The following is a 24740-nucleotide window of genomic DNA, read 5'->3' as shown; positions in this document are numbered from 1 at the left end:
GGAGGTGGCGCGTTGGTTCTGGGCGATGGCCCAGATGGCGCCGTTGTCTTTCGCCGAAGCGATCTTCTTGCCGGTGTTGATGCGGTTTTGGACCGTCATCAGCTCGGAGCTGGTCTGGTTCAGGTTCTGAAGGGCGACCATGGCCCCGACGTTGGTATTGACGCTATTCGGCATCTTGGAAAACCCCACTTTTAGGTTTCGTTCACCGTTTTGGTGACCGCAAGCATTTTTGCTCTGTCACCGTTGTAGTGGGGCAGGGTTTTTGAATCGTTACGCGAAGATGTGTGAGTTATGAATCCCGGGAATACTCTGGCCGTTCCTTAAGTTTGATTCACCAAGAGTCATAACGAACGGCGACGAGAGTCTAAGAGGGCGGCGGGGCCTAACCCATGACTCTCGGGCGATTCAGCGGCGCTCCACATCAGCGAGAGGGCCGGCGCTGTTAAGGACGTCGACCTAGAGCCCCCTCAATTTTGTTTCATGGATCGGTGAGAATCTCTGTTCGCGCGGCTCGAAAGGCCCGGAATTGCCCCAAGGGCGCCCTCGCTCCGGCGTCGCGGCGCGGCTAGAGTCGCCCGATGGCCCCGTCTCAGAAGGGCCCCGCAACCGAGGACGCGCAATCCATGAAGGTCGAACGGCTTCCGCCTGTCGTCACCAGCCTGCTGCCCAGCAACCATCCCTATCTCAACGGGGCCTGGACCCCGTTGCACGAGGAGGTCAACGCCACCGACCTGGAGGTGACCCACGGCGCCATCCCCCCCGACCTCGATGGCGTGTACCTGCGCAATACCGAGAACCAGGTGCAGCAGCCGCTGGGCCGCTTCCATCCCTTCGATGGCGACGGGATGATCCACCAGATCGAGTTCCGGAACGGCCAGGCCAGCTACCGCAACCGTTTCGTCCGCACCCGTGGCTTCGAGGCCGAGCAGGAGGCCGCCGGTTCGCTCTGGGGCGGCCTGGCCGACCCCGTCCAACTGGCCAAGCGTCCGGGTTGGGGCGCGCACGGCTTCCTGAAGGACTCATCCTCCACCGATGTCGTGGTCCACGCCGGCAAGGCGCTGTCGACCTTCTATCAGTGCGGGGAGGGCTACCGCCTCGATCCCCTGACCTTGGAGCAGGAGGGCCTGGAGAGCTGGGTGCCTATCGACGGCGTCAGCGCCCATCCCAAGGTGGACGAGGCCACCGGCGAGCTGATGTTCTTCAACTACTCCAAGCACGCCCCCTACATGCACTATGGCGTGGTCGGACCCGACAACCGGCTGAAGACCTATATCCCTATCCCGTTGCCCGGCCCGCGCCTGCCGCACGACATGGCCTTCACCACCAACTATTCGATCCTCAACGATCTGCCGGTGTTCTGGGACGCCAAGCTGCTGGAGCGGAACATCCACGCGGTGCGGCTGCACGAGGGCATCCCCTCGCGCTTCGCCATCGTCCCGCGGCACGGTGGCGAGATCCGCTGGTTCGAGGCCGCGCCGACCTACGTCCTACACTGGCTGAACGCCTATGAGGAGGGCGATGAGATCGTGCTGGACGGCTACTTCCAGGAGGACCCGACCCCGGAGCCGAACAAGGACGCGCCTCCCGGCTTCGAGCACATGATGGCCTATCTCGACGAGTCGCGGTTCAAGCCCAAGCTGCACCGCTGGCGCTTCAACCTGAAGACCGGCGAGACCACCGAGGGCCACCTCGATGATCGCATCCTGGAATTCGGTATGATCAACGCCCGCTACGCCGGACGGAAGTACCGCTACGCCTATTCCACTGTGGCCGAGGTGGGCTGGTTCCTGTTCCGCGGCTTCGTGAAGCACGACCTGGAAACCGGCGAGAGCAGCGAGTTCATCCTGCCCGAGGGCGTCTATGCCAGCGAGGCGCCCTTCTGCCCGCGGGTGGGCGCGGTGGACGAGGACGACGGCTACCTGGTGAGCTTCCTCACCGACGAGAACGCCGGCACGTCGGAGTGCATCCTGCTGGACGCCAAGGATATCGCCGCCGGTCCGGTCTGCCGGATCCGCCTGCCGCACAAGCTGTGCAGCGGCACCCACGCGGTCTGGGCGCCACGGGATATGCTCAGCGCCTAGACCCTTTCCGGATCAGGTTGAATCAACCTGATCGGACAAAAGAGGGTCTATCTTCTTGAATCTAGAGCATGTCCGGGCGGCGAACCGGCGCCCACTTGCGCCTGACATGCTCTAGGAGACAACCTTCTTCGGCGGCATCGGCACGAAGCCCGAGGTCCGGGCCACATAGGCCTCGTAGTCCGGGCGCTTGCGGCGCATGCGGCCCTCGACCGTCGGCACACCGCTCCACTTGGTGAGCAGGAAGGTGATCAGCACCGGGCCGACGATGGAGGCGGCCCCCACCAGGCCGGTGTCGGCGGCGATCAGCCACAGGCCCCACCAAGCGCAGGCGTCGCCGAAATAGTTGGGGTGGCGGGTGTAGCGCCAGAGGCCGGTGTCCAGCACCTTGCCGTTGTTGGCGGGGTCGGCCTTGAACCGGACGAGCTGCCAGTCGCCGACGCTCTCGAAGGCTATGCCCACCACGGCGAGGGCGACGCCGGCCCAGGCCAGGGCGCCCAGGTCGGTGGTGGCTTGGATCTGGCCCAGTTGCACCGGTAGGCAGACGATGAACTGCAACGGCATCTGCAGGGCGAAGACCAGCAGCAGGGAGGCCTTCGGATAGTCCCAGCCGCGCTCCAGCTTGGCCTTGCCCATCATGGTGGCGTAGCGGCGGTCCGCGCCATGCTTGCGCCAGCGCCAGAGCAGATAGACCCCCAGCCTCATGCCCCAGATGGCGCAGAGCCCGGTCAGAAGGGCCGCGTGCGGCCCGCGTCCGCCGGTGATCAGGTAGCTGGTCCAGGCCATGACCACCATGCCGAGCGGCCACCAGCTGTCGATGAAGCTCGGGTCCTGGATGCGGATCGAATAGAGCCACAGCGCGATGAACAGGGCGACGGAGACCCCGGCGTTCAGCAGCAGCAGTTGAGCGATTTCCATGGGTGTCCTCTAACTCACAGGGCCGGGCGGTCGATGAGGGCGGTGAGCCAGGCGCTGCGCGGCTCCCCCGCCTTCTGGGCCTCGATGACGCCGATATCGACATAGTCGCGCCAGCCGCAGATCAGATCGCCACGGAATTCGATCACGGCGGCGTAGGGCGCGGCCACGACGGCGCCGTCCTTGGCCACATACTCGTCGACGCCTTCCGCGAACAGGCGGTCGCCGCTCTCAGCGTGGTCGAACATCCGCCAGCGCACCTGCGCGATCTCGCCCTTGAAGCGCTCCAGGAACCTGCGCGCCTTGACCTTGCCGATGAGGGGCGGGGCGACGGCGGCGGCGTAGTGCCAGACCACGTCGTCGGTCATGCGCGCCAACACGGCGTCGATGTCGCCCCGGGTCCAGTCCGCGATCAGGGCCTTCATCAGCGCGAGCTTTGGGCTCACAGGCCGACGACCAGGCTGACCGTGGTGGTGGTGGAGCCACCGATGTTCAGGGTCTGGACCGTCCGGGCGCCCTCCACCTGATAGTCGCCGGCCGTGCCGGTCACCTGCTTGTAGGCGTCCAGCGTCATGCGGACACCGGTGGCGCCCACCGGATGGCCGCCGCCGATCAGACCGCCGGAGGGATTGATCGGCAGGCGGCCGCCCATCTCGATGGAGCCGTCCTCCACCGCCTTCCAGGCCTCGCCCGGCGCGGTCAGGCCGAGGTGCTCGATGGCCATGTACTCGGTGGTGGTGAAGCAGTCGTGGGTCTCGACGGCATGGACCTGGCTCAAGTCGTCGATCCCGGCCCGGGCGCGCGCCTCGTCGATGGCCCGTTTCACCTGCGGGAAGACATAAGGTTCGCCGGCGCTGGCGCGCACCTTGCGGTCATAGCTGATGGGGGCGGAGCGGTGCCCCCAGCCCTTGATCTGCGGCAGGCTCTCCAGCGGCAGGCCGCGCTTGTCGGCATAGGCCCTGGCCGCCTTTTCCGAGGCCAGGAACACCACGGCTGAGCCGTCGGTCACCTGGCCGCAGTCGTTCTTGCGGATCATCCCCTCGACGACCGGATTGGCCTCGTCGTCGTCGGTGAAGCTCTTGTCGTTGAAGGCCCAGGCCCGCGTCTGAGCGTTGGGGTTCTTCTTCCCGTTGGCGAAGTTGATCTCCGCAATCCGCATCAGGTGCTCGTACTTGAGGCCCCAGCGTCGGTCATATTCCTCGCCCAGGTCGGAGAAGGCCTTGGGCCACAGATAGGTGGCGTCCTGGAACTCGTGCCCGGCCCAGGCCGCGGCGCCCAGATTCTGGGCGGCCTGCTGGCCCGAGACATTGCGCATCATCTCCAGGCCGATGACGCAGGTGGTATCGTAGCGGCCGGCCTCGATCTCGGCGGTGGCCGCCAGGATCGCCACGCTGCCCGAGGCGCAGGCCGCCTCGTGGCGGGAGGTGGGCATGCCGTCGAAGTCGGGGTGGACCAGGCCGAAGAACCCGCCCAGCAGGCCCTGGCCGGCGAACAGGTCGCCGACGAAGTTGCCGACGTGGCCGGTGTCGATGTCCTTGGGCTCCAGGTCCACGGCGGCCAGGCCCTGGCCCACCACCTCGGCGAAGGCGTCGGCGAAGTCCATCTGCTCGCGCGCCCAGTTCTTCGAGAAGTCGCTCTGCCAGCCGCCCAGGATGTAGACCATGACCTTCGTTTCCTCTTGGGGCGCTCTTGCCGTCGCCCTGTGGCGACAAGAGGCGTCCCCTGGTTGGGTGTCAACGCGAAGCCGGAAGGCTCCGCAGATAGTCGGCGATCAGGGCCACGCCTTGCTCATCCACCAGGGAGCGGCCCAGCTCCGGCATCATCACGCCCGGTTCGCGGGACTTCATGCGGTGCAGCAGGATGGAGGTTTCAGGACGGCCCGGATCGATATCGAATTCGAGGCCGCCGGACCCGCGCCCCGCCGCGACCGGCCGCCGGCGGACGCCCAGGTTGGCGGGGTCGGTCTCCTCCAGGTGCAGGAAGAGCCCGGAGTTGCTCGCCATGCCCTCGGGGTTGTGACAATGGCCGCAATTGGCGTCGAGATAGGCGCGCGCCCGGTCGGCCAGGGGCTCGGCCGGGTCGTTCCAGACCGCCGTGCGGGGCGCGGCGTGCGGATCCGGCGCGCCGGCCAGCAGGCCCGTCCTCGTCCAATGGGCCAGCTGGTTTTCGCGCCGCGACCCATAGGCCAGGTCGCCATTCAGGTTGCGCGCCTTGGGACCGATGGGCGCCAGCACGCCGGAGAGGGAATGGCACTCCTTGCACTGGTTGGTGTTGGGGACCGCGTAGTCGATGGTCAGCGGCCTGCCAGCGTGGTCGATCACTGCGACCGGCAGCCGCGCTCCGGCGCGCTTCAGCACCGCCTGGGTCTGCTCGGGGTTCCAGACATAGGTCAGGGCCACCCAGCCACGGGGCTTGTGGATCAGCAGGCGGGTCTCGATGAACCGCACCTGATCCCCCGGTTTCCGCAGGTCGGCGGGATAGGCGAAGGTCTTCACCAGGGCCGCCCCCACCGGGAAGGCGAAGGCGCCCGTGGCGGCATAGGTCGCCTGGGTCCCCGGCGGCAGGAACAGGAAGCGGGACTTTTCCGAGTGGTCGCTGAACAGCGGGGTGTTCAGGGCATAGGGCGTCAGGCCGGCGTTCGGAGCCCGCGCGCCCTGGTCGGTGAACAGCCGGTAGGCGTCGAGGGTCGGCGCCGGCGCCTCGGCCAGCAGCGCGTCCAGCGCCACGGGCGCGGGCTGGGGCGCCGCCCCAAGCGACAGGACCGCCGCCAGCAGAGCGGCGAGACGGATCATTGGGCGGGCTTGTCCTGGCCGACCGGCAGCACCACGGCGGCGCGCTCCGGGAGGCCTGGCGATCCGAGGGTCGCGGTGACCGTCGGCTTGGCGGCTTCCACCTCGCCCGCCTTGGGAAGGTTCAGGTTCAGCACCGGGCCGTCCTTCAGGTAGAGGCGCGGGGCGGGTCCGTCGTAGCCGGGATAGGTGGTGACGCCGTCCCAGAGGATCGGAGGCAGAGACCCGCCGGTCGCCGCGGCGAGCATCTTGCCGCCGGGCAGGCCGGGCAGCCAGCCGTTGCGCCCCAGCCGGTTGTCCCGCACCACGATGTCCCGGGGCAGGGGGTTGTAGCTCTTGTCGTCGAAGCTGCGGCTGAAGCTCACCAGCATCACCGCGCTGGTCTGATTGCCGGAGATGTCGTTGTCGAACACGTGGACGTCGCGGTTGGCCATCAGCATGATCCCGACCCCCACCGGCACACTGGCCACGATATTGCCCTTGGGCGCGAAGTTCGGGTTGTCGTTATCCACCACCTTGTTGCGGAAGATGCGGGTGGAGTGGCCGCCCATCACCGGCAGGCCCGGCAGGTCGAACACCAGGATGCCGCCGGTGTTGTGGGTGGCGACATTGTCGAACACATCGGCGTCGGTGGAGTTCTCGATCTCGATCCCGGCGACGTTGAACTCCGCCAGGCTGTTGCGGACGATGATGTTCTTCGACTGGCCGACATAGATGCCGGCGTCCGAGGCGCCGCGCCCCGTGACCTGGTCGATCAGCACATTGGTGGAGGATACCGGATAGACGCCGTAGGCGCCGTTGGTCTCCTTGGGGCCGCCGGTCCACTGCACGGTGAGGCTGACGAAGCTGATGCGGTCGGCGCCCTTGGACTTGATGCCGTCGCCCTTGCTGTCCTGCAGGGTCAGGTCGCGCACCGTGACACCGTCCGAGGTGATGAGCAGGCCCTCGCCCGCGCCCTTCTGGCCGGCGAAGGACAGCACCGTCTTGCCCTGACCCGCGCCGGTCACGGTGACGTTGTCGACGTCGAGGGAGAGGCCGTCGGTGAAGTCGAATTTGCCGGCCCCGAGGGCCACCACGTCGCCCGGCTTGGCGTCCAGCAGGGCGGTCTGCAGCCGCTCCTGGGCGTCGGGCCCGGGGTTGACGGTCAGGGTCGCCGCCTGGGCCGTGGTGGCCACCAGCGCGGCGGCCAGGGTCGCGCCCCAGAGCGCCCGTTTCGATGTGGCCATGACGTCGTCCTCCGTATGGGCGGCGCTCTCGCGGGCGCCGCTCTCTGGATACGGAGAATGGGCCAAGACGGACGCCTTGTCAGGGCTGACCCAAGGGAAGTGGGGCGAGGTTTTCCCCGGCCGGCGGACCGGCCGGGGCAGGGCGCCTACCGGGCGTCGGCGACGCTCCAGTTATAAACGCAGCGGTCCAGGCCGATGGCGATCTCCAGCACCAGGACCGCCACCTCGCGCACTTCGCCGGCCTTGGTGGGGAAGCGGGCGACTTGCGGGAAATCGGTGCGCCGGGAGATGGAGCAGACCTCCATCCACTTGTCGCCGTTGTCGACCTCCACATCCATGGTCACCTGGGAATAGGCGGGCAGGCGGTCGGAGGGCACGATGCGCGTGGGCAGGCGCACCATGGCCTCGATCATCGCGCGCAACGGCTCCAGGCTCGCGGCGTGATAGTCGTTGGCGGTATCGGCGGTGTAGGCGCACTGGAATTCCATCTGCCAGAACTCCTTCAGCCGCATGTGCTTGCTCACCTGGTCCTGCTCGCGCCGGAACGACTTTCCGGACTGCCAGACACACAGGGGCATGCGCACCCTGGCGTGACTGTTGAGCAGGTGCTGCATGTAGGCGTAGGTCGAGGGCGTGGTCTCCGGCCGCAGGACCAGCTGGGCGTCGCCCAGGCGCTCGATGAAGAATATGTCCTCGGGCCCATAGGCCTCCGACACCAACTCGCGCGGCGTCAGCTGCGGCGCCTCCACCCGGCGGATGTCCCAGGCGGGGTTGGCGTTCGTCAGGAAGGCGGACACCTCAGCGGCGAAGTGGGCGGCCATCATGTCGCGCAGGCGAATCTCACGGTCGGTCCAGTGGACCAACCCATTGGATTGGTAGAGGGAAAGCACGGCGGCTCCTCCAGATAGATTTGGGAATGTCAGGCGGTGGTTTCACGTCCCCGGAGCGCCCGGGAACGGCTCACGCCTGGTCCCGCGGTCTATCCGAAGACGCGCAGACCTCGGCCGCCGCGGGCGTTCAGCACGCTCCGCAGGTCGGTCATCGCAGCACTGGCGGTCGAGGTGGCCATGGCGGCGCTTTAGGCGTCGGGCGCGCGCGGGTCAACCGCACGCGCCGGAAAGCCCAATCCTAGTAGGTGTGGATGTTGGTGTCGGGCAGACCCAGGATCCGCTTGGAGATGATGTTGTTCTGGATCTCGTAGGACCCGCCGGCGATTGTCCCGGACTTCACTCGCAGGAAGGCCCGCGCGGCGGCCAGCTCCTCGGCGCTAAACTCGTCGCCGGCCCAGGCCAGGCCGTTATAACCCATGGCCTCCACCACCATCTCGGCGTGGTTCACATTGATGCTTGAGGAGGCGTTCTTCATGATCGAGGTCGCCGCACTGGGGCCGCTCTGGTTTCGCGCCTCCAGGGCCACCCGGGCGTTGGTGAGCTGGTAGGCGCGGGCGTTCATGTCCTGCTCGATCAGCCGGGTGCGGAAGTCGCGGTCGGCCAGCCGGCCGGTCGCATCGACGCCGATGTACTTCTTGGCGATCTCGCGGAGCGCCCCCGGATTGCTCCGCGCCGGCGCGCCGCCGCCACCTGACAGGCCGTTGCGCTCGTGCTGCAGCAGCCGCTTGCCCACCGTCCAACCGCCGTTCAGCGGCCCCACCAGGTTCTCCTTGGGCACCTTCACATCGGTGAAGAAGGTCTCGCAGAAGGGCGATGACCCCGAGATCAGCAGGATCGGCCGCGGCTCGACGCCCGGGGTCTTCATGTCGATCAGCAGGAAGCTGATCCCCTCATGCTTCTTGGAGGGATCAGTGCGGGTCAGGCAGAAGCACCAGTCGGCGTACTGAGCGCCAGAAGTCCATATTTTTGAACCATTTACGAGGAAATGATCACCCATGTCCTGAGCTTTGGTCTGCAGGGACGCGAGGTCAGATCCCGAGCCCGGCTCGGAATAGCCCTGGCACCAGCGTAGCTCGCCGCGGACGATGGGCGGGATGTGGCGCTGCTTCTGCTCCTCGGTGCCGTATTCCAGCAGGGTGGGGCCAAACATCATCACCCCCATGCCGCCGATGGGGTTCCAGGCGCCGACCGCGGCCATCTCCTCGCGCAGCACCCGGGCCTCGGCGCTGTTCAGGCCGCCGCCGCCGTATTCCGACGGCCAGGTGGGAACACCCCAGCCCTTGGCGCCCATGCGCTCCTTCCAGAGCTTGTAGTCGCCTTCGACGGGGACCGGAGCTTCGGCTGCGGCGATGTCGCTGCGGCTCTTCAGGGACGGGGGGAAGTTCTCCGCCAGCCAGGTCTTGGCCTGGGCGCGGAAGGCGTCGAGATCGGCGCCGCCAAAATCAGCCATGGTCGTTTCCCTAAATGTCTTTGCGCCGACGTGGTCGAGCCCGCCCGCTTATCGCGACATGAGACTGCCGCAGCGGCAGGCTGTCAACGGCGAGTCAGGGCCGGGTGACCTCGTCCACCGCCTCCAGCCAGTGGCGGACGGGCGCGGTGGAGTCGGGCGCCAGGTGCATCCAGCAGCCGATGTTGGCGGTGTAGATGGCCGCCGGCTGGTGGGCGTTGAGATGGGCCAGCTTGGCGTCCTTGAGCTTGCCCGACATCTCCGGCTGCAGCAGCGAATAGGCGCCGGCCGAGCCGCAGCAGATGTGGGCGTCGGCCACGGGCTGGGGGTCGTAGCCCAGGCTGCGCAACAGGGTCCCGATGGCACCGGTCAGGCGCAGGCCGTGCTGCAGGGTGCAGGGCTCGTGGACCGCGATGCGCGGTTGCGCGGGGGCTCGGCGCGCGGCGAGGTCGGCCACCGACAGCAGTTGGACGGGATCGCGCACCAGGGACGCCACCACACGGGCCTTCTCGGCATAGGCGGGATCGTCGCGCAGGACGTCGGGATAGTCCTTGATGAAGGCCGCGCAGCCGCTGGAATTGACCACCACCGCCTCCGCGCCCGCCTCGATGTCGGGCCACCAGGCGTCAATATTGGCGCGCGCGGCGGCCGCGCCCTCGTGCGGCGCGTCCAGATGGAAGCTGACGGCGCCGCAGCAACCGGCGCGGGGGGCTTCAACCAGGCTGACCCCCAGGCGGTCGAAGACACGGGCGGTGACGGCGTTGAAGTGCGGGGCCGCCGCCGACTGGGCGCAGCCGGTCAGCATCAGCATCCGCCGGAGGTGATGCGGGGCCGGGCGCGGGCCTGGCGCGACGTGCGGGGTGATCTTCGCCTGCAGGGTCCTGGGCAGGATCGGGCGGACGAGCCGGCCCACGATAAGCACCGCGCCCAGCAGGGCCGCCGAGCGGGTCACTCTGCGGATCACCGTCCGCGCCAGCCGCTCGGTCCAGGGCCGGCCGACCTGATCTGCCACCGCCTCGCGGCCGATATCGTAGAGCCGGTGGTACTGGACGCCGGAGGGGCAGGTGGTCTCGCAGGCCCGGCAGCTAAGACAGCGGTCGAGGTGCTTCAGCGTGGTCTGGCTGACCGGCTGGCCCTCGAGCGCCTGTTTCAGCAGATAGATGCGGCCGCGCGGTCCGTCGAGCTCGTCGCCGGTGATCTGATAGGTGGGGCAGGTGGCGTTACACATGCCGCAGTGGACGCAGGCGCGCAGGGCCCGGGCCGCGATCTCGCCCCCGGTCGTGTCGGCCAGGGGCCCCTGGATGACGGTCTTCATCTAGAGGCCCTCATACATCCGGCCGGGATTGAAGATCCCCGCCGGGTCCAACGCCGCCTTCACACGGCGGTGCAGGTTGAAGGCGCCCGGCGCAAGCGGCTGGAAAACCTCGCCGTTCCCGGCTTGGCCTCTGTACAGGGTCGCGTGCCCGCCGAGCTGCGCGGCGCGCGCCCAGACGCCGGGATCGACCGTGTCGGCGGTGAGCCAGCGCTGGCCGCCGGCCCAGTCCCAGGCCGTGGCCTCGAAGCCTTCGGCGGGCCCCGTCGGCGGCAGGGACACCCGCCACAGGACTGGCGCCTCGAACACAGGGTGGGTCATGTGGCGGAAGGCGTCCCAGGTCTCCAGCGGCTCTTCCTCGCCCCCCAGTTCGGCCCGGGTCGCCGCGACACCTGCCCCGCCGCCGGAGAGCCGCAGGTGCAGGCGGTGGCCGTCATGGAAGGCGCCCGACAGGGGCAGGGGGCGGCCCATCAGGCCGGTCACCCAGGTCCGCGCGGCCTCTCCCGCCATCTCGAAGACCAGGGCCAGCTCGGCGCGCGGCCGGGGCGTCACGCGCAGGGAGATGTCCAGGATCGGACCGAAACAGCCCAGGGACCCGGCCATCAGCCGGAAGGCGTCGAAGCCGGCCACGTTCTTGAACACCGTGCCGCCGAACCGCAGGACCTCGCCCTGGGGGTTCATGATCCGGGCGCCCAGCACATAGTCGCGCAGCGGACCCACGAAGGGCCGGCGCGGCCCCGACAGTCCCGTCGCCACCGCCCCGCCAAGTGTGCCGGCAGGCCCAAACACTGGCGGTTCGAAGGCCAGCATCTGGGTCTCGCCGGCCAGCAGGGTCTCTATCTCTGACACCGGTGTCCCAGCCCGCGCGGTGATCACCAGTTCGCTGGGATCATAGTCCACGACGCCCCGATGCCCGGCCAGCGACAGCAGCTCACCCTCGAAGGGACGGCCATAGAAGGCGCGCGTCCCGCCGCCCTCCAGGCGCAGAGGACCCCCGGCGCGGACGCGCTCGGCCAGGCTCTCGGTAAGGTCAGAACCGGGGGAGGTGCGCAAACGGCAGTTCCCCATGGTGGATGTGCATGCCGCCGAACTCCGCGCAGCGGGCGAGCGTCGGGATGGCCTTGCCGGGATTCAGCAGGCCCTTGGGATCAAAGGCGGCCTTCAGGGCGTGGAAGGCGTCGATCTCGGCGCTGCTGAACTGGACGCACATCTGGTTGATCTTCTCGCGGCCAACCCCGTGCTCCCCGGTGATGGTGCCGCCGACGGAGACGCAGAGCTCCAGGATCGCGCCGCCCAGGGCCTCGGCGGCGTCCTGGTCGCCGTCCTTGGCCGCGTCGTAGAGGATCAGCGGGTGCAGGTTGCCGTCGCCGGCGTGGAAGACATTGGCCACCGCCAGGCCATGGACCTCCGACAGCCGGGTGATCTCGGTCAGCACCTGGGGCAAGGCCCGGCGCGGAATGGTGCCGTCCATGCAGTAATAGTCCGGCGCGATCCGCCCGACGGCGGGAAAGGCGCCCTTGCGCCCGGCCCAGAACCGCCGGCGCTCGTCCTCGTCACGGGCCTGGCGGACCTCGGTGGCGCCGCTGGACGACAGCAGGGCCGAGACCCGGGCGATTTCCTCGGCCACATCAGGCCCCGCGCCGTCCAGTTCGCACAGCAGGATGGCGGCGGCGTCCTTGGGGTAGCCCGCGAGCGCGAAGTCCTCGGCGGCGCGCAGGGCCGGGCCGTCCATCATCTCCAGCCCCGCCGGAATGACCCCCTCGGCGATGATCTCGGCGACAGCCTGGGCCGCGACCGCCACATCGTCGAAGGCGGCCAGCAGCACCTGGGTGGTCTCGGGCAGGGGCGTCAGCTTGACGGTGATTTCGGTGACGACGCCCAGCAGCCCCTCGGACCCGGTCATCAGGGCCATCAGGTCGAAGCCCGGCGCGTCATAGGCGTCGGAGCCGAGGTGCAGGACCTCGCCCTCCAGGGTCACGATCTCCAGCTTGAGCAGGTTGTGCACCGTTAGGCCGTACTTCAGGCAGTGCACGCCGCCGGCGTTCTCGGCGACATTGCCGCCGATGGAGCAGGCGATCTGGGAGGAGGGGTCGGGGGCATAGAACAGGCCGAGGTGTGCGACGGCCTCGGAAATCGCCAGGTTGCGCACGCCGGGCTGTACCCGCGCGGTCCGCGCCTGGGCATCCACCTCCAGTATGCGGCTGAACTTGGCCAGGCTCAGCAACACGCAACCGGGATAGGGCAGGGCGCCGCCCGAGAGCCCAGTGCCCGCCCCGCGCGCCACCACCGGGACGCCGAGCGCCGAGCAGACCCGCAGGATCGCCTGCACCTGCTCCACGCTCTCGGGCAGGGCGACGACGGCCGGCAGGGAGCGGTAGGCGGCCAGGCCGTCGGTCTCGTAGGGCCGCAGGGCCTCCACAGTCGTCTTCAGCCCCTCGGCCGGCAGCAACGGCTTCAGCGCCGCGATGAGCCGCGCGGAGTCGACCGGCGGGAAATCGGCGTCGAGGCGGGCGTCGAACTGATCGAGCATCACCCTTCTTGGTCCGAGCGCCGCAGGGGCGTCAATCACTTGGAACGCCGAGCTCAGAAAGACCTCGCGGCGGGCCCCGCCCGCGCTAGAAAGGTCGCAACAAACAAAACGGGAGTTAGGCCATGGATCTGCAACTCAGGGGCAAGACGGCGGTGGTCACCGGCGCGACGCGGGGCATCGGCCGGGCGATCGCCGAGCTGTTCGCCGAGGAGGGTGCCAATGTCGCCATCTGCGCCCGCAACGCCGACCAGGTGGCCGAGACCGTCGCGGCCCTAAAGGCCAAGGGCGTCGAGGCCTGGGGCGACGTGGTGGACATCGCCGACGGCCCGGCCCTGAGGGCCTTCGTCAACACCGCCGGCACGACCCTGGGCGGCATCGACATCCTGGTCTCCAACGCCAGCGCCCTGGTTCAGGGCGCGCGGGAGTCCGACTGGAAGGCGATGTTCGACATCGACCTTATGGGGGCGGTCAACGCCTATGAGGCGGCCAAGTCCTTCCTGGAAAAGGCCGGCGAGGAAAAGGGCGACGCCTGCATGATCATCACCTCCTCGGTCTCCGCCGCCGAGGCCACGAGCGCCTCGGCCTATGGCGCCATGAAGGCGGCCCAGATCCACTACGCCAAGGGCCTGGCCAAGGAGGGCGCCGCCAAGCACGTCCGCTGCAACGTGGTCTCGCCCGGCACGGTGTTCTTCGAGGGCGGGGTCTGGGGCAATGTGAAGGCCGGGATGCCGGCCTTCTTCGAGCAGATGATCAAGCGCAACCCGACCGGCCGCATGGCGATCCCGGAGGAGGTGGCCGCGGCCGCCGTCTTCCTGGCCAGCCCGCGCTCGGCCTTCACCACCGGCATCAACATGCTGGTGGACGGGGCGATCAGCGCCCGAGTGAACTACTAGGACCAAGGCCATGGCCTACGACTATTATTCCCTGACCCTGGGCCGTGAGCGCATGGCCCAGAAGGCGCTCTCCGATCACCTGCGCGGGGCCATGGGCGCAGAACTGGTGGCAGTGTTCGCGCCGGTCCTGGGCTTCGCCTCCGACACAGCCCTGGTGCTGGTGAAGGATGCTGGCGGCGCCGCCGCTATCGCCTCGGCGCCGGGAGTGGTCGCCTCCGAACACCACAGCCTGACGCCCACACTGCGGCCGGCGGACGATGTCCCGCCCATGGCCGGCGGCATCTATGTCCACAACTGGTTCACGATCGACGGCGACGCGGTGGACGAGTTCGTGCGCCTGTCGGGCGAGGCCTGGCCCGACTTCGAGGCCCGCTTCGAGACGAAAATCTTCGGCCTGTTCCTGGCCGCCGAGAGCGACGCCGACCGGGTCAGCGGCGCGCGCCGTCTGCTGCTGATGACCCGCTACCGGGACCTCGGAGAGTGGCAGACCTCCCGCGACCCGACCTCGGCGGCGATGCAGGTCTTCGCCCGACGCCGCCAATTGACCCGGGTGTCGCTCGCCCGCGCCTGCCAGCTCATCTCCTGAGGACGCCATGATCGAACAGACCGTCGATATCGCCACGCCGCACGGGGCGACCACCACCTTCATCGTTCACCCGGAGCGGGACGGGCCGCATCCGGTGATCCTGTTCTACATGGACGCCCCGGCGATCCGCGAGGAACTGCGCGACATGGCCCGGCGGCTGGCGACCGCCGGCTACTACGTCGTCCTGCCCAACCTCTACTACCGGGCCGGGGTGCTGGAGCTGGGCGGCTTCGCCACCGAGGCCGATCGGGCGCGGATGTTCGAGCTGATGGCGTCGATCAACATCCCGCTGGTGATGTCCGACACCGCCGCCCTGCTGACCTATATCGACAGCGATCCCGCGGCCCGGAAGGGCCCCATGGGGGCGGTGGGCTACTGCATGAGCGGCCAGTACGCCATCAACGCGGCGGCCTACTATCCCGACAAGGTCAAGGCGGCGGCCTCCATCTATGGGGTGTCCCTGGTCACCGACGACCACGACAGTCCCCACCTGGCCGCCCAGAAGGTTCAGGGCGAGGTCTATTTCGCCTGCGCCGAGATCGACGCCTATGCGCCGTTGGAGATGGTGGAGGCCCTGGCCCAGTCGGTGACCGCCAACGGGGTCAATGGTGAGGTGGAGCTCTATGCCGGCGTCCACCACGGCTTCGCCTTCCCCCAGCGGCCCGCCTACGACAAGACCGCCGCCGAGCGCCATTGGGAACGCCTGCTGGCGCTGTTCAAGCGCAACCTCTAGCCACGAAAAAGGGCGGCGCCGAAATCGGCGCCGCCCCAGTTGTCGTTCTCAGTCCGTGGCTTAGAAGCGGTATTGCACTTCCACGCCGTAGGTGCGCGGGAAGTTCAGCTTCTGCGTCTGGCGCTGGTTGCCGCTGGAGGACGGCGAGCCGATGGTCGAGCTCTGGATCGCCACCTCGTCGGTCACGTTCTTGACATAGCCGATGATGGTGAAGCGATCCGCGGTGTCCTTCCAGAGGGCCCGCACATCCGCCACCGTGTTGGAAGGCGAAGTGTAGCCGTCCTGGGCGAAGATCGTGACCTGCTGGTCGCCGGTATAGGTGGCCGTGGCGCCGAGCGTCAGGCTGCCCGCGTCGAAGTCGAAGGTGTAGTTGGCGCCCAGGTTGAACTTATTCTCAGGCGTCAGGGGCAACTGATTGCCCACGAGGGTCTGCGGACGGCTGCCATTGGGCAAGACCACGCCGGTGGGACGTGCGCCGGCCTTCAGGGCCTTCGCATCGGCCGTATCGACGAAGCAGCAGCCCGTTTGCAGTTCGGTGTTCAGATAGGCGTAGCTGCCGAAGATCGACAGGTTTTCGATCGGCGCCCACTGCACTTCAAGTTCCAGGCCCCAGTTGATGGAGTCGAGGTTCAGGAACTGCGTGCCCGTAGAGCCGGTCGTCGAGTTCAGCACCACGGTGAGCGGAGCCTGGAAGCCCTTGTAGTCGGCGTAGAAGATCGACGAGTTCACCTGAACGCGACCACCGAAGGTCTTTTTCAGTCCGATCTCGTAGTTGTCCACGTATTCCGGATCGGCATAGGGGGACGGCGAGAGACCATTCGACGCGATCCAGCCCCCGGACTTGTAGCCGCGGCTGTAGCGGGCGTAGCCGTTGGTGTCGGAGTCCGGCTGCCACTGCAGACCGATCGTCCCGGACCAGGCCTGGTAGTCGGCCGCCATCTTGCGGCTCAGGCCGCCGGTCGCCACCTGGGTCAGGTTCGCATAAAGCGGATTGGCGAGGCAGGTGGCGATGGTCGGGCCGCCGCAGACCACGAAGGTGGTGAAGTCGACGGCGAGGTCGCCGGCCGCAGCCAGTGGCACGCCGCCGGACCGAAGCACCGTGGTGGTGGTCGGGCTGCGGGAGACATACCTGGCGAAGTCGGTGCCGGTCTTGTCGTCGGTGGTGTAGCGCAGGCCGGCCTGGAGGGTGAGGCTCTCCGTCAGCTTGTATTCGATCTGGGCGAAGGCGGCGTAGGAGTCGACCTGCAGAGTGCCGTCAACCAACAGGTAGTTGCCGTTCGGGTTGGGCGCTGCTGCGCCGCCGGTCGCCAGGTTGATCGGGTTCTGAACCGTCGGGTCTCCCAGGACGCGCAGACCCTGCGGCTGAGAATATTCCTGATGGTACTGATAGATGCCGCCGATCCAGGACAGCGGGCCATCGCTGTTGGAGGACAGGTTGATCTCGTTCGACCACCACTTTTGCTTCTCCTGGTAGAAGAAGCGCTCGCGCGGCGAGACGTTGCTGGCGGTGTAGGCGCCGAACGGCGTCACCGAGGAGACGTTGAACAGGCCCGCTCGTGAAGAGCGATCTTCGTCGCCATTGGTGTTGTAGACATAGGCTTGATAGCCCGCGATGTATTTCAGGGAGGCCCAGCCTAGATCCCAGGTCATGTCGAAGTTCAGACGGTGGTGATCGGAGAGTTTGCCCTCCATGGTGTCGTTCATCGAGATGGTATAGGGATCGGCGGTCGAAGGATTGACGCCGGCGAAGCCCAAGGTCGGGTTGTAGTAGAGGGCCGAGTTGCCCAGACCGACGACCGAAGTGGTGTCGTAGGGGCTGACCACGGCTTCGTGGATGTTGCCCACGCCGTAGCTGTCGTCCCAGTCGATCTTGCGGTAGCTGAGGCGGGCGGTGATGTTCTCACCGAGGTCAGCTTCGATTTGAGCGTCGATCAAGTAGCGCTTTACGGCGCTAGTGTCCCCGCCCGGCCCATTGTTGTGAATATAGCCTTCATCGCGGCGTTCAAGCGAGCCGCCGATCGAGTAGCGCAGGCCGTCGGTGATCGGGCCGCGCAGCAGGGCTTGGGTCGTCCAGGTCCCGTAATTGCCGACCGAGGCGCGAACTTCGCCGTTGAAGATGTCCGTGGGGCGCTTGGAGATGATGTTCATGGCGCCGCCGATGGAGTTCCGGCCGTAAAGCGTACCCTGCGGACCGCGCAGGATTTCCGTCCGCTCGATGAACAGCGACGGAGTCGAGGCGTCCGACATCGAGTTGGAGAAGATACCGTCCGAATACAGGGCCACCGACGGGTCTGTGCCGATGGAGTTGGTCAGGCGCCCAAACCCGCGGATCGAGATCCGGTCATTGTTGGTGTAGGCCATGCTGGGGCTGACGCGCGCCAGGTCCTCGACAGTGGCGACGCCCAGAAGGTCGCGCTTTTCGCTAGTATAGGCGGTGATCGCCACCGGCACGTCCTGCAGGCTGGCTTCACGCTTTTCAGCGGTGACCACCAGTTCCTCGATCATGAACGGAGCAGCGCCCGCTTGCGCCATGGCCGAACCGGCCGAAGCCAGAGCGACGGCGGAGACGCCGGCAACCAGCGCGCTCCGCATAAGCAGAGAATTCCTCATCCTAGTACCTCCCAACGCGTCCGGAGCTCTTGTACGGCTCTCGGCGGCAATACTTCGAGATAGCAGACTCGAACGGCGTTCGGATAGAGGTGAATTTGTGTGTAAAATCAATGTCGCGCTTGACCTTGGGTAACCGTCTCACCCGTTGTCAGTTGAAAATTGACCATACTCTTGTGCGCGCATGTCAATAAAACAACGTTCTACCAACATTCACCTCTCTATAGCCGGGAATTGACGGAACGGCGTTATCTGGTCCTGACCGCGGGAAAGCCCGATCGAGAAAGGAATTTGCGCCGGCGGGCGGGCGGGACAGCAAAACGCCGCCCCCAGATTGGGGGGCGGCGTGATTATTGCGCGATACTGTCAGAATTTGGCAGTGATCAATAACGGGTAGGAATGATCACCTTCATGCTCTCGTAGCCCTTCACGAAGCTGGAATAGACCCGCTTCGGCTCGGCGACGACCTGGATGTCGGGGAAACGCGCCAGGATTTCTTCCCAGATGATCTTCAGCTGAAGTTCGGCCAGGCGGTTGCCCACGCAACGGTGGATGCCGAAGCCAAAGGAGATGTGCTGGCGGGGACGTTCGCGGTCGATGATGTAGGCGTTCGGGTTCTCGATCACCTCGTCGTCGCGGTTGCCCGAGACGTACCACATGACGACCTTGTCGCCCTTTTTGATGGTCTTGCCGCCGATGTCGAAGTCGCGGGTGGCGATGCGGCGCATGTGGGCCAGCGGGGTCTGCCAGCGGATGGTCTCGGAGACCATCGACGGGATCAGGCCCGGGTTTTCCCGCAGCTTCCTGTACTGGTCGGGGTTCTGGTTCAGCGCCAGCACCGAGCCGGTGATGGTGTTGCGAGTGGTGTCGTTGCCGCCGACGGTCAGCAGCACGACGTTCCCGAAGTACTCGCGCGGCTCCATGTTCCGGGTGGCCTCGCCGTGGGCCAGCATGGAGATCAGGTCGCCGGCCGGGGGCGCGTTGACCCGCTCGTTCCACAGCTTGGTGAAATAGGCATGGTACTCGACGAAGATTTCCATCTTCTGCTCGATGGTGTCGATCAGGCCCTGGCCCGGCGCCGCGGTGACCACGTCGGACCAGTAGGTCAGCTTGCGACGGTCTTCCTGCGGCATGTCGAACAGGGTCGCCAGGGTCATGGCGGTCAGTTCCATGGAGACCTTGTCGACCCAGTCGAACTCCTCGCCGATCGGCAGGCTGTCGAGGATCTTGCTGGCGCGCTCCCGGATCAGCGGCTCCAGGATGGCGAGGTTCATCGGCGAGACCGCCGGGCTGACCGTCTTGCGCTGCACGTCGTGCTTGGGCGGATCCATGGCGATGAACATCGGCAGGGGGCCTTCGCCGGCCGTCTGATTGGCGATCGTGATGCCGCCCTCGGAGGAGAAGGCCTCGTGGTTGGTGTCCACGGTCATGATGTCGTTGTACTTGGTGATCGACCAGTACGGGCCGAACTCGTGCTCGGCGGTGTAGTGGACCGGGTCTTCCTTGCGCAGGCGCTCGAAGATCGCCCAGTGCGCGTCCTGGCGGAACAGTTCCGGCTGGGCCGGATCCAGCAGTTCCAGAGGCGTGGCATAGACCTTCGCGCGCACGTCGCTGTTCAGGTCGATCGATCCGTCGCTCATGTCCGTTCCTCCGGTTGACCTGCCATTGGCGGAAAATGACGCCCGCGTCAACTTGAGACGGCGCCGGCGGATCACAAGGGCTCGTGATGGGCCCCCAGAAGCGGCCTTCGCCTAAACCTTTGCCGGGGCCATCCTCGGGGAGAGCAGGTGCACAGACAGCAGGGCCAGGAAGTAGATGCAGCCGCAGACCGCGAAGATCGGGCCATAGCCGCCAGCGGACTCCAGCACTTGGCCCACCGACTTGGCCATCACCATGCCGCCGATCCCGCCCAGCATGCCGCCGATGCCGATGACCGAACCCACGGCGCTTCGGGGGAAGACGTCGCCGGGCAGGGTGTAGAGATTGGCCGAGAACGCCTGGTGCGCGGCGGCCACGAGGCCGACCACGGCGGTCGCCGTCCACAGGTCGTCGATCTGGGTGATGAAGAAGTAGGGCAGGGTGGCGAAGGCGCAGACCAGCATGGTCATCTTGCGCGAGAAGTTGAGGCTGCGCCCGGCCTTCATCAGCCGCGAGGACATCCAGCCGCCGCCGACGCTGCCGACGTCGGATATCAGATAGACCGCCGCCAGCACCAGGCCGAACGTGGTGACACTCAGGTCGAAGGTCTTCTTGAAGTAGTCCGGGAGCCAGAACAGCAGCATCCACCAGACCGGATCGATCAGAAACTTGCCGAGCGCGTAGGCCCAGGTCTCCCGCTTGGTGGCCACCTTCAGCCAGCTGACCTTCTGGTCGGAATCCTCGGGGTCGGAGCGGATGTGGGCGAGCTCGGCGGCGTTGACCTTGGGCTCCTTTTCCGGCGACCGGTACATCACCAGCCAGGCCACGATCCACAGCATGCCGATCACGCCGGTGATGATGAAGGCCGCGCGCCAGCCGTAGGCCAGCATGATCATCGGGGCCACCAGGGGGGTGATCACCGCCCCGATATTGGCGCCGGCGTTGAAGATGCCGGTGGCGAAGGCGCGCTCCTTCTTGGGGAACCACTCGGTGACGGCCTTGACCCCGCCCGGGAAGTTGCCGCCTTCACCGATCCCCAGCAGGACGCGGACCAGGAAGAACTGGTTCAGGGTGCTGGCGCCGGCGTGCGCGATATGGGCCAGCTGCCAGATGATGAAGGCCGTGGCGTAGCCGATCTTGGCGCCCACCCGGTCCACGAAGGCCCCGAACAGCAGGTAGGAGGCGGCGTATGCCGCCTGGAAGTAGAAGACGATGTCGGCGTAGTCGGTCTCGCTCCAGCCCATCTCGTCGGACATGAAGGGCTTGAGCACCCCCAGCATCTGCCGGTCGACATAGTTGATCACCACGGCGGTGAAGAGCAGGGCGCAGATCACCCAGCGGCGGCGGGTCATCTTGCCGTCCGCCGCGGCGGCGGGCCCGGTGTCGGTGGTGATGGTCATGGACAGAACGCCCTTTTGTTTCTTCGCCTTGGCGACATCTCTTGAACCCCCGCGCCGTCGCCGAGCGCGGGAGATTGTCTCGTCAGGTCGCGGGCTTGGCGGGGTAGGCCGCGCACGCGATCTCGCCGTAGCCCTCGAAGCGCACGGCGCCCCTCTCGCCCGCGGCGATGTCATGGATGCCAGCCGCCGCGCCGGTGCAGATGTACATGCCGGCCTTCAGCGGACGGCCGCGCCGGGCGGTGTGCTCGGCCAGGAAGCGGATGGATTCCACCGGCCCGCCCGGCAGGATGAAGGCGCCGCCCTGGCCCACGACCTTGCCCTCGATCACGGTCTCGCAGCGAAGGTCCTCCAGCCGGCGTTCGCGCCAGTCGGCGATCTCCGCCCCCACCATCAAGCCGGCGTTGTTGCCGAAGTCGGAGACCACCACCGTGGGGCCCAGGAGGTTGATGCTGGCCAGCGGGCTGCCCGCCGGCTCCATCCCCATGTGCAGGGCGCCGATCAGGGCGGAGGCCTCCTGCGCGGTCCAGGCCAGCTTGTCGGCCGGGGCGTCGAAGGCGATGCGCGCCACATACTCGGCCTCCACGGCCGCGAACCCGCCTTCGAAGACCGGGAAGGGGGTCACCTGGCCGGGCTTCACATGCCACAGCGCCTTGGCGAAGATCGGGCCGCAGATGCGGTTGCTGTTCAGGCGCGCCTCGTGTTCGGGCGGCACCCGCCCGACCTTCCAGCCGACCACCTCGTCAGGCCACAGCGCAAGCGCCGCGTCCTGCACGCGATAACCGGTGGCGAGGTCGCCGGGCACGGGGCCGGGAAAGTCTGGAAGGGCGGCGGCCGACAGGCGCGCGCGGACGAACCGCGCCGCCACGTCGTCCGTGGGAAAGCCATCGGCCGTGCTTGCCGCCGGAACGCTCACGCGGAATCGCCTCCCACTCCCTCGCCCCCCGAAAGGCGCTGTTGTCTCTAGAGGAAACCGGTGTCATTTTCAAATCAAGTCCCAAATTCGCAATTTTGGGGACATCAGGGAGAACCTCATGGGCATCCGTCTCGCCATCGCCGCGGCGCTTTCCATCCTGCTGGCCGCCGGCGCCGGCCAAGCCGCAGATCCCCTGGCCTTTCCGGGCGCGCAGGGCTGGGCGGCGACGACCCCTGGCGGGCGCGGTGGCCGGATCATCAAGGTCACGACGCTTGCCGGCGACGGCCCTGGTTCCTTCCGCGAGGCCGTGGAGGCCAAGGGGCCGCGCATCGTGGTCTTCGAGGTGGGCGGTGTGATTGACCTGGATCGCAAGACCATCAAGGTCACCGAGCCCTTCCTGACCATCGCGGGCCAGACGGCGCCCTCACCGGGCGTCACCCTGATCCGCGGCGGCATGGACATCGGCGGCCACGACGTGGTGATCCAGCACATCCGCGTGCGCCCAGGCGAGGCCGGTCAGGCCAAGAAGAGCGGCTGGAACGAGGACGCCATCTCCACCGCCGGCGCGGCCTGGAACATCATCGTCGACCACTGCACCCTGACCTGGGCCAGCGACGAGAACCTCTCGGTCTCAGGCCCCCGATTCACCGGGAACACGCCAGAGGAATGGCGTGCGGGCACCAGCCGCCGCATCACCTTCTCAAACAACATCATCGCCGAGAGCCTGGCCCACTCGACCCACGACAAGATCGAGCATTCCAAGGGCACCCTGGTCCACGACAACGTCACCGACCTGCTGATCGTGGGCAATCTGTACGCCCACAATTACGAGCGCAGCGCGCTGTTCAAGGGCGGGGTCCACGCGGTGATGGCCAACAACCTGATCTACGACCCCGGCCAGCGCGCGGTGCACTACAACCTGCAGGCCGAGGAGTGGAGCAGCCGTCCCTTCCAGGTCGGCAAGATCGTGGCGGTGGGCAACGCTCTGCGGGCCGGGATCGACACCCCGGTCGACCAGATCGCCTTCTTCCAGCTCGGCGGCTATGGCGACGTGGAGTACCACGCCCGCGACAACATCGCCGTGGACCGCATCGGTCGTCCGCTGCCCATGCTCGGGCGCTACACCACCTCGCCGGCCAGGATCATCGAGGTGAAGACCCCGCCGGTCTGGCCGCAGGGCCTCAAGCCCATGCCCGCCACCGCCGTGCAGCAGAGCGTGCTGATGACCGCCGGCGCCCGTCCCTGGGACCGCGACTATGACGACGTCCGCCTGATCGCCGACGTGGCCGAGGGGCGTGGCCGGATCATCGATTCCGAGAACGACCTGCACGGCTATCCTACCCAGACCCCCACCCGGCGGCCCTTCAACGAGGCCGATTGGAACCTGGACGACATGACCCCCAGGCGGCCCGAGGTGCTGGACTCCGGGACCAAGGCGCGGGGCACCTAGAGGCGGGCCCGGATCGCTTTCGAAGCTCGGGGCCAGGAGTAACTCGCCGGCCTGATCGGACCCCCGACAGGTCCGCTTGGCGCGACACCGCGGCGCGGGTTATGACACCGGGACAGGAATGAGGACATTTCCCCCGTGGCGGCACGCGATCCAGGCTCCGATAAGACCAAGCGGCACACCATCAACGACGTCGCCCGTCTGGCCGGTGTGTCGAAGAAGACGGTTAGCCGGGTCATCAACGAGAGCCCCTTCGTCAAGGAGGAGACCCGCAAGGCGGTTCTGGAGATCATGCGCGAGACGGGCTACGTCCCCGACCCGCAGGCCCGCGGCCTGGCCTTCCGCCGCTCCTTCCTGGTGGGGCTGATCTACGACAACCCCAACCCCCAGCACACCATCAGCCACCAGCAGGGCCTGCTGGACGCCATGGCCGGCTCGGGCTTCGAGCTGGTGGTTCGCCCGGTGGACCGCAACTCGCCCCGCCTGCTGGCCGACATGCGCGACTTCGTGGAGCGCCAGAAACTGTTCGCCGTGGTCCTGCCCTCGCCGGTCTCGGAGGACGAGAAGCTTGCCGCCCTGCTGCGCGAGCTGGACGTCCCCTATGTGCGGATCGGATCAGTGGCCCTCGACGAGCCCGACCGCATGCTGGTCAGCCACGACGGCCGCGGCGCCGCCCAGGCCGCCCGCCACCTAGCCGACCTCGGCCACACCCGCATCGCCCTGATCTCCGGTCCCCCCACCTTCCGCTCTTCGATCGAGCGCAAGAAGGGCTTCGAGGAAGGCCTCGCCGAGGCCGGGCTGACCCTCTCCCCCGACCTCGCCAAGATCGGCGCCTATACCTATGAGAGCGGCGTCAACGCCGCCCTGGAGCTGTTCGCCCTTGAGGCCCGCCCCACGGCTATCTTCTGCCTCAACGACGAGATGGCCACCGGCGTCTACACCGCCGCCCGCGAAGCCGGCCTGCGCATCCCGGAGGACGTCTCGGTGGTGGGCTATGACGACGCCCCTATCGCCGTGCGCCTGTGGCCGCCCATGACGTCGGTGCGGCTCCCCTTGCGGGACATGGGGCGGATGGCCGGCGAGATGCTGGTGCCCAACGCCCTGCGCGAGAAGCGGGCGGACGCGCACGAGGTCCAGCCGCAACTGGTGGTGCGGGGGTCTACGGGGAAGGTTGGGTAGGGGGGCCTGGCGCCGAACCTCCCAAGCCCGTGATCCTAGGCCTTGTGCCTAGGACCCCTGTTTCCGATCCATGGGCGCCGCAGGGTGTGGTGGCGCGGTTGAGGCTTTGACCTGCATCGCGATGTCCGCCGACAGAGGGGCCTTAGGCGCAAGGCCT

The 24740-nt window shown here is 67.4% G+C and carries 20 protein-coding genes and 1 pseudogene; 6 read left to right on the top strand and 15 right to left on the bottom strand.

What is annotated here, in order from left to right; all coding sequences use genetic code 11:
- A pseudogene (locus tag Q8N10_RS13665) lies at window positions 1–174 on the bottom strand (flagellin); the annotation flags it as partial.
- A gap of 449 nt (window positions 175–623) precedes the next feature.
- Between Q8N10_RS13665 and Q8N10_RS13660 the strand changes: the two are divergent.
- Complete coding sequence (locus tag Q8N10_RS13660) at window positions 624–2081, top strand: carotenoid oxygenase family protein (protein WP_304783256.1); 1458 nt, start codon at window positions 624–626, stop codon at window positions 2079–2081.
- 111 nt (window positions 2082–2192) lie between these two features.
- On the opposite strand, the gene Q8N10_RS13655 is transcribed toward Q8N10_RS13660, so the two are convergent.
- The 10 genes from Q8N10_RS13655 to Q8N10_RS13610 form a co-directional block, all read right to left on the bottom strand.
- On the bottom strand, window positions 2193–2996 hold the full coding sequence (locus tag Q8N10_RS13655) for a DUF1295 domain-containing protein (protein WP_304783253.1): 804 nt from the start codon (window positions 2994–2996) through the stop codon (window positions 2193–2195).
- Window positions 2997–3010: 14 nt separating this feature from the next.
- A complete protein-coding gene (locus Q8N10_RS13650) occupies window positions 3011–3418 on the bottom strand; it encodes a nuclear transport factor 2 family protein (RefSeq protein WP_304783251.1) in 408 nt (135 codons plus the stop codon).
- Between the two features lie 17 nt (window positions 3419–3435).
- Window positions 3436–4656 (bottom strand): acetyl-CoA acetyltransferase, encoded by a 1221-nt coding sequence (locus Q8N10_RS13645; RefSeq protein WP_304783248.1) that lies wholly within the window; start codon window positions 4654–4656, stop codon window positions 3436–3438.
- Between the two features lie 70 nt (window positions 4657–4726).
- Complete coding sequence (locus tag Q8N10_RS13640) at window positions 4727–5785, bottom strand: SO2930 family diheme c-type cytochrome (protein ID WP_304783246.1); 1059 nt, start codon at window positions 5783–5785, stop codon at window positions 4727–4729.
- A complete protein-coding gene (locus Q8N10_RS13635; protein WP_305663939.1) occupies window positions 5782–7074 on the bottom strand; it encodes a parallel beta-helix domain-containing protein in 1293 nt (430 codons plus the stop codon). Before Q8N10_RS13635 ends, Q8N10_RS13640 begins: the two co-directional genes overlap by 4 nt.
- A gap of 80 nt (window positions 7075–7154) precedes the next feature.
- Window positions 7155–7898, bottom strand: a complete 744-nt coding sequence (locus tag Q8N10_RS13630; RefSeq protein WP_304783241.1) for an aminoacyl--tRNA ligase-related protein — start codon at window positions 7896–7898, stop codon at window positions 7155–7157.
- A gap of 238 nt (window positions 7899–8136) precedes the next feature.
- Window positions 8137–9348 (bottom strand): acyl-CoA dehydrogenase family protein, encoded by a 1212-nt coding sequence (locus tag Q8N10_RS13625; RefSeq protein WP_304783238.1) that lies wholly within the window; start codon window positions 9346–9348, stop codon window positions 8137–8139.
- A 94-nt stretch (window positions 9349–9442) separates the two neighbouring features.
- Window positions 9443–10660 (bottom strand): glycolate oxidase subunit GlcF, encoded by a 1218-nt coding sequence (gene glcF, locus Q8N10_RS13620; RefSeq protein ID WP_304783235.1) that lies wholly within the window; start codon window positions 10658–10660, stop codon window positions 9443–9445.
- Complete coding sequence (glcE, locus tag Q8N10_RS13615) at window positions 10661–11710, bottom strand: glycolate oxidase subunit GlcE (protein WP_304783232.1); 1050 nt, start codon at window positions 11708–11710, stop codon at window positions 10661–10663.
- Complete coding sequence (locus Q8N10_RS13610; protein WP_304783228.1) at window positions 11688–13187, bottom strand: FAD-linked oxidase C-terminal domain-containing protein; 1500 nt, start codon at window positions 13185–13187, stop codon at window positions 11688–11690. Before Q8N10_RS13610 ends, glcE begins: the two co-directional genes overlap by 23 nt.
- Window positions 13188–13309: 122 nt before the next feature.
- On the opposite strand from Q8N10_RS13610, the gene Q8N10_RS13605 reads away from it, so the two are divergent.
- The 3 genes from Q8N10_RS13605 to Q8N10_RS13595 are packed head-to-tail and all read left to right on the top strand — an operon-like array spanning window position 13310 to window position 15399.
- Entirely contained in the window at window positions 13310–14080 is a 771-nt protein-coding gene (locus Q8N10_RS13605) for an SDR family NAD(P)-dependent oxidoreductase (RefSeq protein ID WP_304783225.1), read from the top strand.
- 10 nt (window positions 14081–14090) lie between these two features.
- Complete coding sequence (locus Q8N10_RS13600) at window positions 14091–14666, top strand: hypothetical protein (protein ID WP_304783222.1); 576 nt, start codon at window positions 14091–14093, stop codon at window positions 14664–14666.
- Window positions 14667–14673: 7 nt separating this feature from the next.
- Window positions 14674–15399 carry a dienelactone hydrolase family protein gene (locus Q8N10_RS13595; protein WP_304783219.1) on the top strand — a complete coding sequence of 242 codons (726 nt, stop codon included), beginning with the start codon at window positions 14674–14676 and terminating at the stop codon, window positions 15397–15399.
- Between the two features lie 60 nt (window positions 15400–15459).
- Here Q8N10_RS13595 and Q8N10_RS13590 read toward each other — a convergent pair whose 3' ends face one another.
- From Q8N10_RS13590 to Q8N10_RS13575, 4 genes are all read right to left on the bottom strand, one after another.
- Window positions 15460–18009 carry a TonB-dependent receptor gene (locus tag Q8N10_RS13590; protein WP_304783217.1) on the bottom strand — a complete coding sequence of 850 codons (2550 nt, stop codon included), beginning with the start codon at window positions 18007–18009 and terminating at the stop codon, window positions 15460–15462.
- A gap of 380 nt (window positions 18010–18389) precedes the next feature.
- Window positions 18390–19646: a cytochrome P450 gene (locus Q8N10_RS13585; protein ID WP_304783215.1), complete on the bottom strand. Its 1257-nt coding sequence runs from the start codon at window positions 19644–19646 to the stop codon at window positions 18390–18392.
- 111 nt (window positions 19647–19757) lie between these two features.
- Window positions 19758–21044, bottom strand: a complete 1287-nt coding sequence (locus Q8N10_RS13580) for an MFS transporter (RefSeq protein WP_304783212.1) — start codon at window positions 21042–21044, stop codon at window positions 19758–19760.
- 82 nt (window positions 21045–21126) lie between these two features.
- The gene (locus Q8N10_RS13575) at window positions 21127–21957 is read right to left on the bottom strand and encodes a 2-keto-4-pentenoate hydratase (RefSeq protein WP_304783210.1); all 831 of its coding nucleotides are present in this window, start codon (window positions 21955–21957) and stop codon (window positions 21127–21129) included.
- Between the two features lie 118 nt (window positions 21958–22075).
- On the opposite strand from Q8N10_RS13575, the gene Q8N10_RS13570 reads away from it, so the two are divergent.
- Together Q8N10_RS13570 and Q8N10_RS13565 are read left to right on the top strand one after the other, a co-directional pair.
- A complete protein-coding gene (locus Q8N10_RS13570) occupies window positions 22076–23407 on the top strand; it encodes a polysaccharide lyase family 1 protein (protein WP_304783208.1) in 1332 nt (443 codons plus the stop codon).
- 135 nt (window positions 23408–23542) lie between these two features.
- On the top strand, window positions 23543–24583 hold the full coding sequence (locus Q8N10_RS13565) for a LacI family DNA-binding transcriptional regulator (protein ID WP_304783206.1): 1041 nt from the start codon (window positions 23543–23545) through the stop codon (window positions 24581–24583).
- Window positions 24584–24740 lie beyond the last annotated feature (157 nt).

Source organism: Phenylobacterium sp. (assembly GCF_030693625.1).
Classification (GTDB): domain Bacteria; phylum Pseudomonadota; class Alphaproteobacteria; order Caulobacterales; family Caulobacteraceae; genus Phenylobacterium; species Phenylobacterium ferrooxidans.
This window is presented reverse-complemented; position numbering and strand designations above follow the sequence as displayed.

Coding starts and splice junctions, on each gene's coding strand:
- Q8N10_RS13660 (WP_304783256.1), top strand. CDS start 624: ATGAAGGTCGAACGGCTTCCGCCTGTCGTCACCAGCCTGCTGCCCAGC.
- Q8N10_RS13655 (WP_304783253.1), bottom strand. CDS start 2,996: ATGGAAATCGCTCAACTGCTGCTGCTGAACGCCGGGGTCTCCGTCGCC.
- Q8N10_RS13650 (WP_304783251.1), bottom strand. CDS start 3,418: ATGAAGGCCCTGATCGCGGACTGGACCCGGGGCGACATCGACGCCGTG.
- Q8N10_RS13645 (WP_304783248.1), bottom strand. CDS start 4,656: ATGGTCTACATCCTGGGCGGCTGGCAGAGCGACTTCTCGAAGAACTGG.
- Q8N10_RS13640 (WP_304783246.1), bottom strand. CDS start 5,785: ATGATCCGTCTCGCCGCTCTGCTGGCGGCGGTCCTGTCGCTTGGGGCG.
- Q8N10_RS13625 (WP_304783238.1), bottom strand. CDS start 9,348: ATGGCTGATTTTGGCGGCGCCGATCTCGACGCCTTCCGCGCCCAGGCC.
- glcF (WP_304783235.1), bottom strand. CDS start 10,660: ATGAAGACCGTCATCCAGGGGCCCCTGGCCGACACGACCGGGGGCGAG.
- Q8N10_RS13610 (WP_304783228.1), bottom strand. CDS start 13,187: ATGCTCGATCAGTTCGACGCCCGCCTCGACGCCGATTTCCCGCCGGTC.
- Q8N10_RS13605 (WP_304783225.1), top strand. CDS start 13,310: ATGGATCTGCAACTCAGGGGCAAGACGGCGGTGGTCACCGGCGCGACG.
- Q8N10_RS13600 (WP_304783222.1), top strand. CDS start 14,091: ATGGCCTACGACTATTATTCCCTGACCCTGGGCCGTGAGCGCATGGCC.
- Q8N10_RS13595 (WP_304783219.1), top strand. CDS start 14,674: ATGATCGAACAGACCGTCGATATCGCCACGCCGCACGGGGCGACCACC.
- Q8N10_RS13590 (WP_304783217.1), bottom strand. CDS start 18,009: ATGAGGAATTCTCTGCTTATGCGGAGCGCGCTGGTTGCCGGCGTCTCC.
- Q8N10_RS13585 (WP_304783215.1), bottom strand. CDS start 19,646: ATGAGCGACGGATCGATCGACCTGAACAGCGACGTGCGCGCGAAGGTC.
- Q8N10_RS13580 (WP_304783212.1), bottom strand. CDS start 21,044: ATGACCATCACCACCGACACCGGGCCCGCCGCCGCGGCGGACGGCAAG.
- Q8N10_RS13570 (WP_304783208.1), top strand. CDS start 22,076: ATGGGCATCCGTCTCGCCATCGCCGCGGCGCTTTCCATCCTGCTGGCC.